The organism is Aeribacillus sp. FSL K6-1305 (assembly GCF_038050115.1).
Classification (GTDB): Bacteria; Bacillota; Bacilli; order Bacillales; family Aeribacillaceae; genus Aeribacillus; species Aeribacillus composti.
In genome coordinates this window covers 2012357-2028448 of record NZ_JBBOQV010000001.1, presented here as the reverse complement: position 1 = coordinate 2028448, position 16092 = coordinate 2012357, and the positions used below count along the sequence as shown (strand labels likewise).

Annotated in this window: 17 protein-coding genes; 12 read left to right on the top strand and 5 right to left on the bottom strand. The window is 36.6% G+C overall.

All coding sequences use genetic code 11. The features are described 5' to 3' along the window. Positions 1-189: 189 nt before the first annotated feature. The 5 genes from NST97_RS09805 to NST97_RS09785 form a co-directional block, all read right to left on the bottom strand. Positions 190-921 (bottom strand): ATP-binding cassette domain-containing protein, encoded by a 732-nt coding sequence (locus NST97_RS09805; RefSeq protein WP_063387816.1) that lies wholly within the window; start codon positions 919-921, stop codon positions 190-192. Positions 922-934: 13 nt separating this feature from the next. After that, on the bottom strand, positions 935-2671 hold the full coding sequence (locus NST97_RS09800) for a hypothetical protein (RefSeq protein WP_130157219.1): 1737 nt from the start codon (positions 2669-2671) through the stop codon (positions 935-937). A 15-nt stretch (positions 2672-2686) separates the two neighbouring features. Next, positions 2687-3202 (bottom strand): stage II sporulation protein M, encoded by a 516-nt coding sequence (locus NST97_RS09795; RefSeq protein ID WP_066248075.1) that lies wholly within the window; start codon positions 3200-3202, stop codon positions 2687-2689. Between the two features lie 83 nt (positions 3203-3285). Then, on the bottom strand, positions 3286-3471 hold the full coding sequence (locus NST97_RS09790) for a hypothetical protein (protein ID WP_063388392.1): 186 nt from the start codon (positions 3469-3471) through the stop codon (positions 3286-3288). Between the two features lie 16 nt (positions 3472-3487). Next, entirely contained in the window at positions 3488-4168 is a 681-nt protein-coding gene (locus tag NST97_RS09785) for a YIP1 family protein (protein ID WP_094244515.1), read from the bottom strand. A gap of 856 nt (positions 4169-5024) precedes the next feature. On the opposite strand from NST97_RS09785, the gene NST97_RS09780 reads away from it, so the two are divergent. From NST97_RS09780 to ltrA, 12 genes are all read left to right on the top strand, one after another. Then, positions 5025-5630 (top strand): response regulator, encoded by a 606-nt coding sequence (locus tag NST97_RS09780; protein WP_063388394.1) that lies wholly within the window; start codon positions 5025-5027, stop codon positions 5628-5630. Positions 5631-5969: 339 nt separating this feature from the next. Beyond that, complete coding sequence (locus tag NST97_RS09775; protein WP_063388395.1) at positions 5970-6173, top strand: hypothetical protein; 204 nt, start codon at positions 5970-5972, stop codon at positions 6171-6173. Between the two features lie 91 nt (positions 6174-6264). After that, positions 6265-7227: an ATP-grasp domain-containing protein gene (locus tag NST97_RS09770; RefSeq protein ID WP_339193332.1), complete on the top strand. Its 963-nt coding sequence runs from the start codon at positions 6265-6267 to the stop codon at positions 7225-7227. 20 nt (positions 7228-7247) lie between these two features. After that, positions 7248-8342 (top strand): hypothetical protein, encoded by a 1095-nt coding sequence (locus tag NST97_RS09765; protein ID WP_144598178.1) that lies wholly within the window; start codon positions 7248-7250, stop codon positions 8340-8342. 373 nt (positions 8343-8715) lie between these two features. Further along, positions 8716-9009 carry a UxaA family hydrolase gene (locus tag NST97_RS09760; RefSeq protein WP_232515603.1) on the top strand — a complete coding sequence of 98 codons (294 nt, stop codon included), beginning with the start codon at positions 8716-8718 and terminating at the stop codon, positions 9007-9009. Continuing rightward, on the top strand, positions 8999-10153 hold the full coding sequence (locus NST97_RS09755; RefSeq protein WP_066248079.1) for a UxaA family hydrolase: 1155 nt from the start codon (positions 8999-9001) through the stop codon (positions 10151-10153). The genes NST97_RS09760 and NST97_RS09755 overlap by 11 nt, the downstream gene beginning before the upstream one ends. 13 nt (positions 10154-10166) lie before the next feature. Further along, positions 10167-11123 (top strand): hydroxyacid dehydrogenase, encoded by a 957-nt coding sequence (locus NST97_RS09750; RefSeq protein ID WP_341343157.1) that lies wholly within the window; start codon positions 10167-10169, stop codon positions 11121-11123. A gap of 14 nt (positions 11124-11137) precedes the next feature. Then, on the top strand, positions 11138-12187 hold the full coding sequence (locus tag NST97_RS09745; protein WP_341343156.1) for an Ldh family oxidoreductase: 1050 nt from the start codon (positions 11138-11140) through the stop codon (positions 12185-12187). Next, the gene (locus tag NST97_RS09740; RefSeq protein WP_063388402.1) at positions 12180-12893 is read left to right on the top strand and encodes a FadR/GntR family transcriptional regulator; all 714 of its coding nucleotides are present in this window, start codon (positions 12180-12182) and stop codon (positions 12891-12893) included. The genes NST97_RS09745 and NST97_RS09740 overlap by 8 nt, the downstream gene beginning before the upstream one ends. A 314-nt stretch (positions 12894-13207) precedes the next feature. After that, on the top strand, positions 13208-13336 hold the full coding sequence (locus tag NST97_RS09735; protein ID WP_261308733.1) for a hypothetical protein: 129 nt from the start codon (positions 13208-13210) through the stop codon (positions 13334-13336). A 220-nt stretch (positions 13337-13556) separates the two neighbouring features. Further along, the gene (locus tag NST97_RS09730; RefSeq protein ID WP_094244518.1) at positions 13557-14003 is read left to right on the top strand and encodes a GNAT family N-acetyltransferase; all 447 of its coding nucleotides are present in this window, start codon (positions 13557-13559) and stop codon (positions 14001-14003) included. 784 nt (positions 14004-14787) lie between these two features. Next, complete coding sequence (gene ltrA / locus NST97_RS09725; protein ID WP_327848818.1) at positions 14788-16050, top strand: group II intron reverse transcriptase/maturase; 1263 nt, start codon at positions 14788-14790, stop codon at positions 16048-16050. Positions 16051-16092 lie beyond the last annotated feature (42 nt).

The window sequence follows — 16092 nt, the reverse complement described above, 5'->3', positions numbered from 1 at the left end:
CGGATTTATTTGCAATGGTAGTGATTTAAAATATAAATCTAACGATGATTCCTCCCAAAATAAATAAACTAAATATGAGATACCATATACTTTCGCTTCGGTTTTCTTTCCATCCCTTAATTGCGTAATAAAAGGCAAATGCAAAAAGTATAAAGAGAAGTATATCCCCAATATATTTGAACACATTCCTCATCCTTCCTCAGTTGAAAATACATTTAAATAATATTCCTCAAGACTGCTAGCTGTCTCTTTGATCTCGGAAATAGATATATTATTTTTTAATATTTTCCCATTGGAAATTAAAATAATTGAATCACAATATCTTTCACAAACCTCTAGTTGGTGTGTAGACATAAAAATACTGCATCCATTTTGTGCGTATTGAATTAAGATGTTTTTAATATCTTTCATACTGACAGGGTCAATTCCTGATAAATACTCATCTAGCAAAAGCAGCTTCGGTTTTTTCATTAATAATGGAATAAGATTGAGTTTCTTTTTCATCCCAAGCGAATAATTGAAAATTTGCTTATTTAAGGAATTTAATAATCCCAATAACTGGAGCATTTCTTTAATTTCCGGACTGTCTATATCAAAATTTAATAACTCGCTCATGAATTTTAAATATTCTTTTCCGGTCAGCACGGAAAATAATAATGGGGCATCAGGAAGTAACATGATTTCTTTTCGATCCAGATCTGACAGTTTTACACCATTGACGTAAATTTCTCCATCATCGTAGCCGGTCAATTCAGATAAAATTCTAAAGGTTGTGGTTTTCCCCGCTCCATTTGGTCCGAGAAATCCGACAATTTTATTTTCAGCAATTTCAAACGTTGCTTGATCTAATATTTTTTTCCCATTTTCAATTTTGGTCAGATTATGGACTTTCAATAAATAATCAGAAGATGCTGCTCCCACTGGATTTTCACTCCTAATAAATAAATTGTTTTTTATTTAGCTTTCTTTTTACTAATAAAAGTGATATAAAGAGCATTCCGAATAGATAAATAGCAAGAAAAATAGGATTGATGAACAAATATTGTGATTTTGTTAAATAACCCATGATAAATAAAACCATGGGGATTGTCATACTAGGAAGTATGATAAATAAAGACATTGCATCTAAGATAGAATCGACCATTTTTTTATCGCCAAATTCATTCAATTCTTCAGCGTTTCGAAATTCAAAATGAGGATAGAAGGCGCTGGAAATATAATTTAAAGCGCCAAAAGCATTTAAAGCTAAAATTTGCATTGAGAGCAACCATATAATAGTAGTTAATGAAATGGGAGTGAGTATATAAACAATGAAATCACCTATTATGATTAAAGGAATTAACGTGATGATGTAAACAAAAAACTTTTGTTTAAATACATACCAAAGATTTTTTCCAGCATTTAAATAAATTAAGACATTGGTGCCATCACTTTCTAAGGCCATTCCCCCTATGAAATGCTGATAATGACGTTCCGCCAAAAAATAAATATGGTACAAAATAAAAAATGAAAATACTAATTGCTGCACTTTGTACTCATCATCTAAATTGGCGAGCAATCCGCTAAATATGCCAACAGAAAACCAATAAACGAAATCGCCAAACATATACGGAAGCCTCTTTTGAAAAAAGCTCGATCTAATAAATAAAAGAATCGTAAAAGCTTTTTTCTTTAAAAACGGCACTTTTAATAACGGGGAAGGCAGCCGATCAAAATACTCCGCTGATCGCCTGTTGGGGTTTTCTTTAAAAAGAATGATAAATAACAAGTAAAATACCATAGTAAACATACACATCAATATCGTGCCAATATATGTATATAGAGAATTAGCAGTGAAAATATCAAAAAAGCTTAAATTGATTTTGATCGTCGTTACACTGTCAAACAGAATTTCCCAACCTTTGTTAGACCATTTTTCAAATGACTCGGATGTGGGATTTTCTTTAATAAAGGGAATATCAATAAGCCATCCTGTAAACTTTGCAGCGAAAAAATAGCCTATAGAAAATATGATCATTCTTGATATGACAATTTTGGCTACTTTGTTTACGAAAGGTTTTTCTATTATAAACTTGTATACATAAAATGTGTGCGAAAAAGAGACAGCAATGCTGACAAACAAATATAAAGAAAAGCTGAGCAGTGTTAATCCAATTACCATAGATATGTTTAAACCGATTGCGTATGATAAGCTAAAAAGCAATGTTAAAATATGTATGATGAAACTTCTTATGTTCCAGCAGATTGTTTCGAAAATAACCATAGAGTTGGCTTTACTTAAACTCAATTTAAAATGTGACAGAAGCCACTCCTTGTCCATTGAGCTTAAATTCCACTTGGAAGCTTTTATGCCAGCAATAACAGAGAAAACTATTACATATACAAAATAAAACTGCCAGAGAATATAAACATTGTTGTTAATTTGGGAAATTTTTTGCAATAAAAAGTCCAAAAATGGCGCACCTGTCGTTGCTGTATGTAAAAATTCATTCATAATTACCAGTTTTAATACAGCATATGCAGAAAAAAAATAAAAAATAGCCTCTATGACATCAAGAAAAAAAGCTGTGATCGCAAATATATATCCTGAATACCCTCTTCTATTTAAAAATTTACCCCATTGATTTTTCCATCTTATATAAATCTTCCATTTAATCCATGCTGCTCTCATTTTGACTCCCGACTTTCATAAATTTAATGTAATCAATCCCTCTACAATGGAAGCTAGAAGGATTCCTATAATTACCATTACGACATGTTTTAATAAAAATTTCAACCCATATTTTCTATTAAAATAAAATGTAAATCCTAAAAAGCCGATAGCTCCTGCTAATAAAAAAAAGGGGATTTCAAATATTCCATGAGGTATAACCTTTAAAAATATATTTAATAAAGGTTGATCAGATAAAATAAGATGAGTTAGACCTGCTCCGATAGATATGCCATTAAAGAGTAAATAAATAAACGTAGGAATCCCAAATGTAAATAAACCCAGCATTAAAACTAGACAAACAAGTATATTATTTAAAAAAATAGAATACACTGAGTACCAGCCAGCTTTATAAGTTCTTTGGAGCTCAGCTGCCTCCTCCATTTGAGGCGAAGTCGAAAAAATTATCATGACCCCAATAATTAAACCTATGCCAAATACAATGGCAGAAAGGATAAAAGTGTTTCGTAGACGGGAAAAATAGTTCAACATCACTCACTCGCTAACTTTTTCTTAAGTTAAATAGAAGGTAGGATAGAGAAAGACTAACGGCTCTCTATCCTATCCTAAAAACATTATGCTACTACAGCTTTTTTGCCTCCGGCTCTTAGAGCTATCTGCAAGGCTTTTAATGTGAGACCTGCTCCGGTTATCAATGTCAAGAATGAAGCTATTCCTAAACCGGCGTCCAAAAATGCAGCAATAGTATTTGCAGTAGTTTCATTAATGCCATAAGCAACTAAAAGATCAAGTTCCAACATTATAATTCACCTCCTTTCAAATAAGTTCAATTAGTGTGTTAAATATAATTGTTACTGGAAATAATATGGAAACTATCTTTGTTAAAGACTGCTTTGTAACAATTGTTAAGCTTAAACAAATTAGAAATAATGACCACAAATTAAATAATTCAATTTTCGATAAAAATATTTGCACAAATTGATTCATGTTTAATCCTGAAAATAGGTAGGCCAAGCTGGTGACAGGAATATGATATTGAGACGGATCAGATAACACGTATTTTATACCGAGCCCCAAAACAACAGGGGATTGAGCGATGATGACAAATCTCAATAATTCCCTGAATTTTACTTTCAATTTTACGATGGAGAGAACTATTTTTATTAAGGCTGTAAGTAAAAGAATATTAACGAAAAATAAGAAGACTTGCATAATTGCAGCAAAAATAGTAAGAGCATTTTTAAACGATTGTGATGGATTGTTTCCTAAAAGATCTGCTATATATTCGGATTCCAATAAATTTTGACTTATAACAATACTTATTGCGGCAAACAATATAACTAATGTCAAAGTAGCTAGTATTCCTAGTTTTTTTTCATTATGTATGTTCAATAAAGTTTTTTGCGGCGAATAAATGATTTTAAATGGATAAAATATCCTTTTGATAAAAACATGACTAGGGTTTCTTACCAATTGCTCTTGCTCTTCAAGACGCATTATCAAATCACCTGCTTACATAATTTAATGAGTTTTAGATATTTATTTGCTAAAAAACAATGTCAATATTTCATATGATCACAATGCTCCTGCTTGTTGTTTAAAGTTTTAGAGAGAAGAGAAGAATTGATATATTTTTGGTAGAATTTACAATTTATTCTTCTTAATTCAAAATATATTACAAATCTTCTAAAAAAACATCGGTATTTTCCACAAAAAATGATGTGGAAAATACCTATTTTTAGAAAAAACAATGAAAAAAACTGTCATTTAGTGTAAAATTTTTACTATAAATACTAGTTGAAGGAGGGATAAAAAGCGAGAATCGATAGGATTCACTGAACTTTGCATTCGCGAAAGAAAAGATTGGATTTGGATGTGTTCTCTCACTTGTGTATATATGAAAAACAGACGGACAGTTAACGGAAAAGTAAATGAGTTTTTGGAAAAACACTTGTTTAGCTCTAAGCTTTAAAAAAGGCATCTTTAAACTGTTGCGCCTTTAGAGGAAAATGATTTGGAAACGAAGATTATTTTTTTCGAGATGTGTATACGCTTTTAGTCTATAATCGCTAATTTTTTCATCTGATTTTAGTGAAGCTAGTCTAAATACATTCTGTTCTAATTGAAATTCTTTTAATGGAAATTTTGTAAATTATTCTCACATCTGTTCTCTTCAATGTTTTTTAGACTTATAAAATGCTTTAAAAATAAAAGGGTTTATATTGAGTTTTCCGAGAAATCAATTAGAGTGAGTGACGATCTAAAATCTTCGAAGAAGATGGCTACGCTTAAATGCAGTCAGAACTGGGCATTGTAACTTCCTGATAACTTTGCCGAGATTAGGATGATTGAAATGAAAATTAAAGTACTACTGGTAGATGATCACTTACTAGTCTTGTTAGGAATCAAACAATTATTAGAACACGAATCAGATCTTGAAGTTGTAAATACCATTTGCGACCCTGCCGGCATCAATGCAGCAATATCAAAAAATCATCCGGATGTTGTGGTAATGGACATAAGAATGAAAGGCTACAATGGAATTGAGTTGACAAAGAAATTAATCGAAAGCTATCCGAATCTGAAGATTGTCATATTATCAGCTTATAACGATGATGAATATATTGACGCATCTTATCATGCCGGTGCTTATGCGTTCATTACGAAGGAAAACTCTGCTACAGAACTTGCAAATGCGATCAGACAAAGTTTTTTGGGCAACAATATCATTCCTAGAAAAAAAATAGAATATCAGAATCACTATTTAACCAAAACTGAGTTAGAAATTTTAAAGCTGATTTCTGAAGATAAAACGAACGCAGAGATCAGTGATATTTTGATGGTAAGCAGAAGAACGGTCGAACACCATGTTTCATCAATTATTAAAAAGCTGAATGTGTACTCAAGAGTTGGTGCAGTGGTAAAAGGAATAAAACTGGGACTATTAAAAACTATTTAAAATCGATATATTTTGTTCAAATCGGAAGCCTACATTCCAGCATGTAGGTATTCAAGACATAGATATTGTGTCTGAACTCAATTGCGCTTTAAACAACAAAACCGCTGTACCGTGTGTGAGAGTGTCTATCAAACATAGTGATTCTCTTATTTTTTAAAGCCGAAATGTATAAACTTGACTTTTCCAGGTGGAGGATTTAGCAAAAAGACCTATTTGTTCTCTCAATTTCATTCTTAAGCACTATTCAGAATAGGACATTTTATCTATAGGAAGATAAAGGTAAATATGTTATTTTTAAACAGAAAATTTTTTTAATATTTTGAATAGGAGGAATCAAAAATGAAAAAGAAATTGTTTATTGAAGAATTGGAAGTAAGGCAATCTAGCTCTCCGTTATTTGTGAGCCCTATTGTGGATCCGGGATATGCCACAACGTTAGCTTTAGGCGAAGAAGGAGGATATACAACTCAAGCTATCGGGGAAGAAGGCGGACCAATTGTTACCACATATGCACTTGGCGAAGAAGGCGGTTTTATAAAATAGGTTTTGTTAAAAGTTGGACAAGCGCCCCAGAGAATGTTTTCTGGGGCGCTAAAATTCGGAAAATTCTCATTTATTTCATCGGAGGTGCGAAATGGCGGAAGTATCTGTTGGTATTATCGGTTCACAATTTGAAAGGCATTGTCTTTATTTACAAAAGGAATTGGTTCGACAAGGCGCCCAAGCATTCATTTTAGATAATTCGCCGGATGTCCCCTACCCCTTAAGCTTTGGGGGTGAAGACAGCCATTATGAAAACCGTGATTTATCGGAAACGAACGTTTACTTTTTGAGAGCATTATTTGTTCCTACTCCTGCATTCGATACTTCTCAAATAAAGGAACAAATCAAGGAGAATGGATTTTTGGCATATGCGGCGGAGCGGGAGAGATATGCTGCTTGGCTGTCTTGGTTAAAATCTTCCTCTTACTTCGGCAGACTCATCGTCAATCCTGTTGATACACTGCTCATTCATTTTGCAAAGCCTTATCACCTTGAGTGTCTAAGAAGAGCAGGTATTCCCGTTCCTAAAACGTTAGTAACCAGCAATCCGGAAAAAGTTTTGGAATTCAGCCATAACTGCGATGTCATCTATAAACCCGTTGCTGGAGGAGCATTGTGCCGTCTATTGACAGAGGAAGATAAAAAACCTGAAAGATTAGAAGCATTGAGCACAGCACCGGTGCAATTCCAAGAATACATACAAGGTCAGGATGTACGTGTATTTGTCCTGGACAGAAAAGTCATCGCATCATTTATCATTGAGGGAGAAGGAATTGATTATCGTGAAGGCGCCCATCAAGTCAAACCCTTTGAGATAACGCCAGAGATCGCTCAGTTATGTATAGAGGCATGCGAAACATTAGGGCTTATTTTCAGCGGAATTGATTTAAAACTACGTCCAGACGGTTCTGTTATATGCATTGAATGTAATCCAAGCCCAATGTTCGAAGGATTCGATCGGGTTGCCCCTGTTTCAATTGTTTCCCAGCTGGCTTCATACTTGATCAAACAAGCCATTCTTAAAGAGGAAAATAAACTGAAAGTGAGAAACTGACGTTTGGAGAGGGAGTATTTGTGAATTACTCACAGTCATTTCAAAAACCGTTAGTATACAAAATAGGAAAGATAAAAGAAGATCGGTACTGGATTGAACGACCGGATGGACTTTTATTGCAAATAGATAACTATTCAAAAAAATTGTTGGAGCAGTTGGCAAACAAAGAGCCTATATCTTCTATTGCAGATAAAATGGAAGTATCGGAGAAGGAAATTTTACTATTTCTTGAAAAGTTAGGCATCGATAAGGATGCAGCCTTTTCCCTTATTGAAGAAAAACAATCTGATTTTGAGCCGGATCAAAAGCCGCTCATAACCTATTACAATCCTTGGCTGGAGCGTAAATGGTTTAACTGGATTACCGCAGGTGCTGTTTTGATTTCGATCATCAGCACCGTTTTGTTCATGATCAACACTCCATTTTTTCTCGTCACTGATCTAAAAGGTCAATGGATCATCGCCGGAGTTTTAACATTTTCAGTCCTCATCCATGAGCTTGGGCACTTATTAACAATGCCGCGTACAGGGAACATTTCCATTTCTGTTCAATGGTCCGGGCCTGTCCCGTTATTTAGCATTGTTTGCAATGAAGCTTGGAAGCTATCAAAATGGCAGCGCATGCGGATCAACATCGCGGGCTTTACGGCAGATTTGATTGTATGCGGATTAACATCAGTGATCGGCTTATGCTTTGCACAGCTTTCACCATGGATTTGGTCCTTTCTTATTGTTCATATGTTTAGAATGCTGTTTGCGATTTTCCCGCTGCTTCCTGGAGACGGCTACTGGATGATCGTTGATCTATTGAATCAGCCGAATTTGTGGAAAAATGCAATAGATCAACTAAAGAAATTGAAAATTAATTTGCTTTCCTTCTATGCTTTTGTGCGGATTGCCTTTCATATCTTTATTTGGATTTTATATACGTATTTCATTTTTTTGTGGTCAGCTATCATATTCACAAGGCCGTTTGAAGACGTTCTTTTATTCTTTTTACAGCCTGCGCCGTTGTTGTTATTCCTGAACCTTTTCTATCAGCTGATTTTCATTACTTCCCTCGGAATCAAGCATATAAGGCGGCTGGGCAAGGCGGAACGGGCTCTGGAACGGTAACGATTTTTCGCCATTTTATGAAAATCATAACTTAATGATTCGCCATAAACGGCTCTCGAGTTGTTGAAAAGATTGCAAGAGTGGAATTTTTGAATGATTATTCCCGGAACGGAGCCAATCTTGAACATAATTTAATTGATTTTTTTTGAAAAAATATTGACAAAAAATTCAATCCATGGTAATCTTTAAACCGCAGTAAATCAATAGGAATAATTTAGGTTCGATCAGACGACTGAAGGGCCTTGCAATGCTTGGAAATAATATATTTTCAGGCGTGCAAGGCCTGTTTTTATTTAATTTAAAGAAATTGGTTGGACCATTGAATGTCTGAACCAAATGCGTTGTAAAAAAGGAAATGGAGGGGTGGTTCATAGTGTCACACAAGTTTTTAGTACATAATGTCGGCGATTCTGTGGGAGTCGCAATAGAAGACATTGAAGCAGGCGAGCAAATCCAAGGGGTCATCTTAGAAGACGATTCAGTTGTTTCAGTAGAGTCTAGAGATTTTATTCCTCTTGGTCATAAGATTGCTTTAGTGGATTTGGATGAAAACAGCAAAGTAATTGAATATCGCGTACCGATTGGTGTAGCTACAAAAAAAATCTATAAAGGGAGCTATGTTCATACTCATAATTTAAAAACGGCGAGGTGGAAATATGGAGAATAAAATTTGGGGTTATCGCAGAGAGAACGGAAGAGTTGGTATTCGGAATCATGTAGTGATCATGCCTGTCGATGACATTTCTAATGCGGCAGCAGAAGCGGTTGCTAAAATTGTTCCTGGTACTTTAGCGATCCCGCATGCATACGGGCGATTACAATATGGGCCGGATTTAGACTTGTTTTTTAAAACGATTATCGGCAACTGTTCTAATCCAAATGTAGCAGCTGTTGTTGTGATTGGTATTGAGCCTAACTGGACAAATCGAATTGTTGAGGAGGTACAAAAAACAGGCAAGCCGGTAGCTGGATTTTCAATTGAACGTTATGGCGATTTGTCTACGATTGAAAAAGCAGCTCGAACAGCACAAAAATTTCTGCAGGATGCTTCTGAAATTCGCAGAGAGCCTGTGGAATTATCAGAAATTTTAGTAAGTATTAAATGCGGAGAGTCGGATACGACAACCGGGTTAGGATCATGCCCTACGGTAGGAAATGTAGTTGATCGTTTAATCGACGAAGGCGGAACTGTTTTGTTCGGTGAAACCTCCGAATTAACTGGCGGCGAGCATTTAATTGCAGAGCGTTGTGCCACTCCAGAAGTAAAACAAAAATTTTTAAGCCTTTATCAAAACTATGTTGAAGAAATCGCATCAAAAGGTGTTGATCTGCTTGGCAGCCAGCCGACAGAAGGAAATATAAGAGGCGGCCTCACAACAATTGAGGAAAAGGCGCTCGGCAATATCGAAAAAACGGGCACAAAACCGGTGGTTGATGCTTTAGGACCTGCGGAGGCTCCAGTAAAAGCGGGATTGAATTTTATGGATACCTCCTCTGCAGCAGCTGAATGCATTACTTTAATGGCAGCTGGAGGGGCAGTCGTACATTTCTTTCCTACCGGTCAAGGCAATATAATTGGTCATCCAATAGTACCCGTTATTAAGCTTTCGGCAAATCCAATTACAGTTTCTACTATGTCAGAGCATATCGATGTAGACGTTACAGGATTATTGAAACGGGAATATAATCTCCAGCAGGCTGGCGATTTGCTGCTTGATATTTTGATCCGAACAATAAACGGACGTTTAACTGCAGCGGAAACATTAGGGCATAGAGAATTTGTTTTGACGAAACTTTATCGCAGTGCATGAGCGGAGGAAAGTAATGAAAATACTAATCTCTGAATATATACCTGAATCCGGGATTAACAGGATGAGGAAAATAGCGGAGGTCGAATACAATCCGGATTTATGGAGAAATAAACAGGAATTAATAAACAAAATAATAGATGCAGACGCATTAGTCGTTCGAAACCAGACAATTGTTGATCAGGAAATACTGGATGCAGGGAAAAAATTAAAGGTAATCGGCAAATTAGGAGTCGGGCTTGATAATATAAATTTACTTGCAGCAAAACAACGTAATGTAAAAATCGTCTCCGCCAAAAATGCCAATTCGGTTTCAGTAGCAGAATATGTTATGGCCGTTATTTTAACGGCATCGAGGTCTATCATACAAGCCGGAGAAGACGTTAAAAAAGGAAATTGGAATAGGAAATTATTTACGGGAAATGAGATATACGGGAAAACATTGGGATTAATCGGAACGGGAGAGATTGGCCACAGGCTTGCTAAAAGAGCCATTGCATTTGGAATGAAAGTGATCAGCTATGATCCTTATATAAGAGAATTCGATTATCCTTTTTCTGAAACGGGGATTACAAAGGTTGAATTAGCAGAGGTCTTAAAAGAGTCCGACTTTGTAAGCATTCATGTTCCGCTAACGAATGAAACAAGAAATTTACTTAGTACGAAAGAATTTAACTTAATGAAAAAAAATGCAATTATTATCAACACTTCTCGCGGGGGAATTGTTGATGAATCCGCCTTATTCAAGGCGGTGGAATCCGGGCAAATAGCTGGTGCTTACTTAGATGTACTTGAGAATGAGCCGGTCGAAAAAGACTATTTTCTATTAAACAGCAGCAAGATTACTGTAACTCCGCATATTGCTGGATTAACAGAAGAGTCCCAAGAACGAATCACTAACATTATTTCAGATGAAATTATGAAAGTACTTGAGGGAAAAGAATCACTATTTTTAGTTTCATCTGATTTTTAAAGGGTGAGTGAAGTTTGACTGTTTATGATGCGAAAGCTCTAAAAAAATTTGTTGAAGATGTTTTGGTGAAGCAAAACGTTAAAAAAGAGAATGCTGAAGTTGTAGCAGATTCATTAATAAGGGCAGATCTTGAAGGTATCACAAGCCACGGAATCAGCAGATTGCCGATCTATTCAAAACGTTTAAAAGAGGGGCGGATTAATCCGACCCCGTCCATAAAAATACAAAAAAAAGGGTTATCCATTTTAACTGTCGATGGAGATAACGGATTGGGCCAGATTGCATCATATTATGGCATTAAAGAGGGAATCAAAACAGCAAGAGAAACGGGAGTTGCTGCCATCGCCATTCGAAAAAGCAATCATTTTGGATGTGCATCATATTATTGCAAGGCAGCTTGCGATGAAAATCTTGCAGCAATTGTGATGACAAATTCTCCGCCTTGGGGAGGCAAAAAAGCTTTCTTTGGAACGAATCCGATAGCATTTGGCTTTCCAGTCAAAAACGGACCGGATGTTATTATTGATATGTCTGCAAGCGTCGTTGCAAGAGGCAAAATTATAGAAGCGGCAAAGGAAGGAAAAGCCATTCCAAAAGGCTGGGCAATCGATCAAAGAGGCAATGATACGGAAGATCCTGCAGAAGCATTAAACGGAGCCGTTCTTCCTTCGGGAGGAGTAAAGGGGTATGGCTGGGCTTTGGCAGTGGAAATATTAACAGGGCTATTAACAGGTGCTGCTTACGGCCCACATGTCGAAAATATATATGACGATAACGGCCAAATAGCAAATGTAGGGCATTTTTTTATTTTAATCGATATAGAAAAATTTATGCCTGTCGATCAATTTACCTCTCTTCTGCAAAAAATGCTTTTGGAAATGAAAGCTGTTCCTAAAAAAGAAGAAGTCCATACAATTTTGTACCCTGGGGAACGAAGAGAACAATCTTATATTCATAAATTACATTGTGGTATTCATTTATCTCAGGAAGTGGAAAAGGATTTAGTGCAGCTGGCTAATCAGTTGCATTTGGAATTTCCTACCACAGGTGATCATTATGTTTGAAAATATTCGTTTTGATCGTTCCACTGTTCCGAATAAGATTGTTGAAGAATTGAAATCACTTATTCAAGAAAATAAGCTGAAACCCGGGGAAAAGCTGCCGTCAGAAAGAGAGCTTTCTCTTAAATTAAATGTGAGTCGAAATACAATAAGGGAAGCTTACAAAGTTCTCTCTACGCTCGGATTTATTGAAATTAAACAGGGGAATGGCGTTTTTGTAGCGGATGGAACGAATAATTTAGCTCAATTAGCCAATCATTACTTTGTCAAAAGCGACCAATTTGCAGATTTATTTGAAATAAGAATGCTCATTGAAACGCAAGCAGTAGTATGGACTGTTGAACGGGCATCCGATTCGGAAATTGACGTTTTGTATCAGTTTGTAAAAGAGACTGTACAATTAATCAGCGAAAATAAAGTGAATGAAAAGATTTTGTCTGAACGAGATCACAAATTTCATATTAGAATTGCGGAGCTTTCCAAGAACGCAATTGCTTATCGGATAATGAACAGTCTCACTAGCCTTTTTAACAATATCAGGGTGGAGACATCTAAAATACCTGATCGGATGCACCATTCGTGGCTGGAGCACTTAGAAATTGTCGAAATGATCAAAAAGCGCGACATAATTAGGTCAAGGAAAAGCATGGAGAAGCATTTGCAAAGTGTCGAGCAGACTTTAGAAAACGCAAAGAGGGATAACGGCTAACATATGACATTTAAGTTTATTTCCGAGAAAAAATCGACGGGTTCACCGCTGTATTGTTCGGCCTCTTATCGGTAAATGAAAGCAAAACTCTATCACCCTTATATATGAGCTGATGTGCCTTAGCGCCGACGCTTGTCATTCGCTGATTTTTATAGCAAAAATATATTGTCAGGCGCCATTTTTTCCGAGATTCATTGAGATACTTCTTGTGCTATTTGGAATTGGCTGTGTTTTGAAAGGAAAAAGGCAGAGCTGCCAGCAGGAAAAATTCGCCTCACCTTCTTTATTAAGCTTCTTAATTATGAGCATAGGCTGTGCAGCCAGTCCGTCAGCGGTATCCGTTCGCTGGATTTTTTTATGATGATGAGGAACTTATCCTAGAACCAGGCTATTTAAATTCTGAAGATTTTACGAAAGATGTACAAAATGAAACGGAAGCATAAACAAAATTAGCCGAAAAGACTAGAATCCGCAAATGACATGAAGGCCATTTTCTAATAAAATGATTTTAAGATTTAAAATAGATAGAAAATGGTAAGCAAAAACAACAGAGAAAGTTTTCTGTGCTGGCAACACCAAATCGAATAGTTTAATGGGGAGTGTTTTCGAACAGACGGGAGTCAGGATGCACTCCCCAGCTATTTACTATAGGGGGAAATTTTTGTGGCAGAAACAATTGCACCAATGACGGCAAAACATTTGGAACAATGTATTGAACTATATATGAAAGTTTTTAATCGTGACCCTTGGAATGAAAGCTGGACATATGAAACGGCTAAAGAAAGGCTTACAGATTTGCTGCATACTCCGAAATTTACAGGATTTTTTTGGGAAATCGATGGAACTCCCATTGGTTTTATAGCAGGGAACAGCAAGAAAACATATCAAGGAATAACTTTTTATTTAGCGGAATTATGCATCAATCATGAAATTCAAGGTAAAGGCTATGGCTCCAAGCTTCTCCAATATTTAGAGAAAGATTTACAAAAGAAACAAGTTAAAAGCATTTACCTCTTAACATCCACTGGAGGACTCGCAGAAAGCTTCTACAGAAAAAATGGTTATGCTGTGAATAACAATCGAATTGTGATGAAAAAAAATTTGTTTTAGACAGTTTTTTCCTAGCTGAAATTTTATCCAGCCAATTTTCGGTCTCCGCCAAAGAATCATGCAATCACTGTGCGCATATGAAACCGAATGAGATAATGTTTTAAAACGAGAAACGAATTCAAATTTTGTCAAGTGCTATTCCCCACGCTTATGTTTGGGGAAATTTTTTTTGTGATTGACAAAAAATAATGGTAAATAGTTAAATATATTTAATTAAATATATTTAACTATTTATGTGCGCCCGGCATGGGTGTAATCTCTAGGGTGAAAGTCCCGAGCCACGAAGGCAGAAGTAGTGGTTAGCCTAACGCAAGGGTGTCCGTGGTGACGCGGAATCTGAAGGAAGCGAGCGGCGAACTTCCGGTCTGAGGAACACGAACTTCATATAAGGCTAGGTATCATTGGATGAGTTTGCATAACAAAACAAAGTCCTTTCTGCCAAAGGTGATATAGAGTAAATGAAGCAGATAGATGGAAGGAAAGATTACACTCTTACCCGGGGAGGTCTGATGGATATGTGAAGTACCCTTCATAACCTACTTAGTGATAAGTAGCTGAACCATCAGAAGTCAGCAGAGGTCATAGTACGGATTGGTCTAGAACAATTCGGAAGGACCGAACAATTAAGAGAGAATAGCCCTTTGCATTCAGTGCGTCATGTTGAACACAGAAAACATAGTACCTCACTTGAGGGAGGAAGCGGTGAATCCCGCAGGGGTCCTCTTGGAGGGTGGAGTGAGCACTGGCATAAGAAGACCAGCTATTCACGGAAGGAAGAATAACGATGCTCTTGAAACGAATCCTGTCACGGGAGAATATGCTTTTAGCTTTACAAAGAGTAGAAAAGAATAAAGGTAGCCATGGAGTAGATATGATGCCCGTACAAAACCTACGTCAGCACATAGTCGAAAACTGGATATCCATTAAAGAAGCCATTCTCAAGGGTACCTATGAACCAATGCCTGTCCGACGAGTCGAAATCCCGAAACCCGATGGCGGTGTTCGGTTATTAGGTATTCCAACCGTGACAGACCGTTTGATTCAACAAGCAATAGCCCAAGTACTATCCAGGATATATGACCCTATGTTCTCCGAACATAGTTATGGGTTTCGTCCAAATCGAAGTGCCCATGACGCAGTAAGGAAAGCAAAAGGTTATATCAGGGATGGTTATAGATGGGTAGTGGACATGGATTTAGAAAAGTTCTTCGATCGAGTGAATCATGACAGGCTGATGAACACATTAGCCAAGACGATTAAAGAAAAGCCACTATTGAAGCTAATCCGCAAATATCTACAAGCTGGTGTCATGATTAATGGTGTGGTTTCAAGTACAGAACAAGGGACGCCGCAAGGTGGCCCTCTAAGCCCTCTACTTTCGAATATTGCACTAGATGAACTAGACAAAGAATTAGAGAAAAGAGGACATAAGTTTGTTCGTTATGCCGATGATTGCAATATTTATGTGAAGTCGAAACGAGCTGGGGAACGAACAATGGCTAGTGTTCAACGATTTATTGAGGGGAAACTACGTCTAAAGGTCAACGAGAAAAAATCGGCGGTTGACCGACCATGGAAACGGAAGTTTCTTGGATTTAGTTTTACATCTTCAGAAGAGCCAAAAGTTCGAATCGCCAGAGAGAGTATAAAACGAATGAAGAAAAAGGTACGAGAAATTACATCAAGAAAGATGCCATACCCAATGGAATATCGAATTGAGAAATTGAATCAATATTTAATTGGTTGGTGTGGATATTTTGCATTAGCAGACACAAAGAGTATCTTTGGAAAATTAGATAGCTGGATACGACGAAGACTCCGGATGTGTTTATGGAAAAGCTGGAAAAAGCCAAAAACCAGAATACGCAACCTCATAAAGTTAGGAGTTCCTAGCTGGAAAGCCTATGAATGGGGGAACAGTCGTAAAGGTTACTGGCGAATTTCAAAAAGTCCCATATTACACAAAACCCTTGGAAACCCCTATTGGAGTAACCAAGGGCTTAAAAGTCTACAAAAACGTTATGAATTCTTGCGTCATCTATCTTAATTGAACCGCCGTATACGGAACCGTACGTACGGTGGTGTGAGA

Coding starts and splice junctions, on each gene's coding strand:
- NST97_RS09780 (WP_063388394.1), top strand. CDS start 5,025: ATGAAAATTAAAGTACTACTGGTAGATGATCACTTACTAGTCTTGTTA.
- NST97_RS09790 (WP_063388392.1), bottom strand. CDS start 3,471: ATGTTGGAACTTGATCTTTTAGTTGCTTATGGCATTAATGAAACTACT.
- NST97_RS09795 (WP_066248075.1), bottom strand. CDS start 3,202: ATGTTGAACTATTTTTCCCGTCTACGAAACACTTTTATCCTTTCTGCC.
- ltrA (WP_327848818.1), top strand. CDS start 14,788: ATGCTCTTGAAACGAATCCTGTCACGGGAGAATATGCTTTTAGCTTTA.
- NST97_RS09750 (WP_341343157.1), top strand. CDS start 10,167: ATGAAAATACTAATCTCTGAATATATACCTGAATCCGGGATTAACAGG.
- NST97_RS09770 (WP_339193332.1), top strand. CDS start 6,265: ATGGCGGAAGTATCTGTTGGTATTATCGGTTCACAATTTGAAAGGCAT.
- NST97_RS09800 (WP_130157219.1), bottom strand. CDS start 2,671: ATGAGAGCAGCATGGATTAAATGGAAGATTTATATAAGATGGAAAAAT.
- NST97_RS09755 (WP_066248079.1), top strand. CDS start 8,999: ATGGAGAATAAAATTTGGGGTTATCGCAGAGAGAACGGAAGAGTTGGT.
- NST97_RS09775 (WP_063388395.1), top strand. CDS start 5,970: ATGAAAAAGAAATTGTTTATTGAAGAATTGGAAGTAAGGCAATCTAGC.
- NST97_RS09740 (WP_063388402.1), top strand. CDS start 12,180: ATGTTTGAAAATATTCGTTTTGATCGTTCCACTGTTCCGAATAAGATT.
- NST97_RS09785 (WP_094244515.1), bottom strand. CDS start 4,168: ATGCGTCTTGAAGAGCAAGAGCAATTGGTAAGAAACCCTAGTCATGTT.